Genomic DNA, 2,960 nt, shown 5'->3' on the forward strand with positions numbered 1-2,960 from the left:
ATAAATGCCATTGATTGTTTTTAAATTGCCAACGAAAGTTTTATAAACACCAACACTTGTTTTTAGGTTGACAACAGGAGTTTTATAAATGACATTGAAAAAACAACTAAAAATTCATGTTACTAGAATAAAACTATTTGGTAAAGCTTTTTTACTTTACTATTAAAAACAGCCGTAATTTTTAAACCTGCATTTTTTTGACTTTTTACATGTTTACGTACAGTTTTGTACAAAAACGCGTACAAATGTGCAAATTTTGCAAAAATTTTACAAAAAAGTAAGTCAGTGACTTACCAAAAGTAAGTCGTTGACTTACTACTTTTATTTTTTTAGCTCATATTTTTGAAAACTAATTATTAATTAAAATTTGAAATTATGAAAAATTTAAAGAAGCTTTTTACCCTATCGGTTATTTTAGTAACCTTGCTATGTACATTAAACAGTTGTAAACATGAAGAACAAATAGTTACACCTCCTGTTAAGGCTGTTACTACAGAATCTACCTCTACCTATGCTTATAGAAAAAAGGAGAAACTACCGGAAATTTTACATATTTTTGAACCTATTTTAACTCACGCTACGGTAAAAGCACAACTTAATACTGCTTTGTACACCAAAACGCCAGCCATGGAAGTAACTGACTTACAGGGCAACAAAACCTACAGTATACTTTTACCTTTAAAAAATACCAGTGATTATGAGTTTTATAATTGGGTTATAGAGCAAAAAAGTGACGGTACTTTAAGCACTCCGTATGTAAAAAAATACACTACCCCATATAAAAAAACTACCTTACATAAAGTAGTTAATAATACATGGATGATTAAAACTTATACCGTAGGTGAGTTTTTAAGTAAGATGGATGGCGTTTTAAAAAGAGGCGGTGAAACCCCTTGTAGTGAGGTTACTATTAATGATACTCAATCTTCTTTTTCTTTAAGTGACCCGAACGGTACTGTTGCCAATTATTTTTCACCTAGTGGTAATTTAATTAAACACTTCTTTTACCCCTGTTAAAATTAAATCTTTTCTTTGCGTTACTACTGTAAAAACAGTTAATTATAGTTGTAATGGTCCTAACAGTGACCAAGACCATACCTCTAAAGAGTGTGGGGATGCTAGTAGCGGCTATAGTGGTACAGGTACTAAAACGGTTACTAGCAGAGTTTGTACCCCTACTGAAATTACCATTACAAATGAATTGCTACTTACTACCGGAGAAAGCCCTGTAGATTTATCGGTTACTATTACCGACCCTCAAATTTTATGTGATTTACAACTAATTAGAGCTACTTTAGAGTTAGAACTACTAACGTATGGCTCACTACCTGATATTAAACGAGCTTATTTAGAAGAGTTAAAAAACGTAATAGGTGATACAGACCCTTGTACTACCGTTGTTTTATTTGGTAAAACCACCTCTGTAAAAAACAACCGTACCGAAGGAACAGATTGCTCTGCTATGGATGAAGTACCTATTTTAACTCCCGGTGAATTAACCGGTGTAGCGGGTTTACTACTTACCCCTACTGAAGCAGCTTTTTTAGACAAACCGGAAAACCTAACGTTTAAAAACCAGTTAGATGCTTTTTTAATTGAAAACAATAATTCTGAAGAGGCTAAGAATTTTGTTTTAAAATTAATTAAAGCAAAAGAGGAAAATTCTTTAGTTTCTACATTTCCTTTCTTTAAATTTCCTCCTAACAGTAATTATGAAAAATTGTATCCTAAATTTACTGAATATCTAAAAAATAAACTTCCTGAAGTAAAAAACATCTCTTTAATTACTAATACAATAAGAAAAATTACAGGTTTATCTTTAGAAAGAATAAAAAAAGATTTAACTTGGGGACAAGGTCCTACCATAAAAATTGTTCAGTTAGATGATTTCGGTTCAAATACAGACTATAAAACTGTTGGATTGTTTAAAAAATCAACCCCCGATGTTATTTACCTTGATATTGATTTTGTTAATGACGTAGAACAAAATATAAGTGACCAAGCTTTAGAAGATTCGTATTTGTTTTTTTTAGGAGTAACTACATTGCATGAATATGTACATTTAGGAGATAATGTAGATGGTAAACAGTATACTGAAGCATTAGAAGAAGGTAATTTATTTGAAATGTTAGTTTATGGGGAAGATGTTAATCCTAACAGTCTATTATTTAATTTAAAAAAGAAATAAGATGAAAAAATCTATTTTATTTGCCCTTTTTATAACCTTCAATTTATTATATTCCTGTAATTTTAATAAAAACAAAAAAATTACCGCTAAAACGAACAAACAAAATAAGTGTTTAACCATAAAAGAAAGAGAAAATATAGTTTCTTTAATACTTAAAAATAAAGAAGTAACCGATTTTTTAACGTTCAATATTAAAAATAATAAATCTATCAAACTTTTAAAAACCAAATATATAAATGACAGCTTACATATTGTTTTTAACGGTAAAAAGTTAGATTTTGTTAACAATATAAGTGATTATAAATATTCGGTAAAAATAGCTTTGAATGAAGTAAAATGTAATGAAACTATGAATTTTTCTTTTTACTACAAAGCTGCTGGAGCACATGTTGAAGGTATTTTAAAAAAAGAAAACTTTTGGTTAATTGATAAATTAACCTTTGTAGCAGAAGAATAATCATATTTATTTAGTACAGATCCGATGGCGCGGATTTGCAATCCGTGCACACTATAATTAATCTATAAAAACCAAACTAGACATTCCCAGATTATCTCTTAGTTTTACAAAACAGTTTTGTAACGTACTTTGCAAACTTTAAAAATTGTAACTAATTTAATTTTATATATCATGAAAAAAAGAAAGAAACAAATTGCTAACCTTTTAAAACTAGGCGTTTTCCTCTTTGGAATTTCGCTATTGCTATGGAATTGTGAGAAAGATGTTAAAGTAGACTCAATACTTGAAAACAAGCAGCATAGAAAATATGATTTA

At 29.2% G+C, this 2,960-nt stretch carries 3 protein-coding genes; all 3 read left to right on the top strand.

The window, feature by feature from the left end:
* The first annotated feature begins 375 nt into the window (after window positions 1–375).
* The 3 genes from ACQY1Q_RS15195 to ACQY1Q_RS15205 all read left to right on the top strand — a co-directional run bounded on the left by ACQY1Q_RS15195 (window position 376) and on the right by ACQY1Q_RS15205 (window position 2,645).
* Complete coding sequence (locus ACQY1Q_RS15195) at window positions 376–1,017, top strand: hypothetical protein (protein ID WP_431006180.1); 642 nt, start codon at window positions 376–378, stop codon at window positions 1,015–1,017.
* Between the two features lie 184 nt (window positions 1,018–1,201).
* Window positions 1,202–2,188 carry a hypothetical protein gene (locus ACQY1Q_RS15200; protein ID WP_431006181.1) on the top strand — a complete coding sequence of 329 codons (987 nt, stop codon included), beginning with the start codon at window positions 1,202–1,204 and terminating at the stop codon, window positions 2,186–2,188.
* Between the two features lies 1 nt (window position 2,189).
* Complete coding sequence (locus ACQY1Q_RS15205) at window positions 2,190–2,645, top strand: hypothetical protein (RefSeq protein ID WP_431006182.1); 456 nt, start codon at window positions 2,190–2,192, stop codon at window positions 2,643–2,645.
* Window positions 2,646–2,960: the final 315 nt, after the last annotated feature.

Origin of the sequence: Tenacibaculum sp. TC6 (genome assembly GCF_050606265.1) — a bacterium.
Classification (GTDB): Bacteria; Bacteroidota; Bacteroidia; order Flavobacteriales; family Flavobacteriaceae; genus Polaribacter.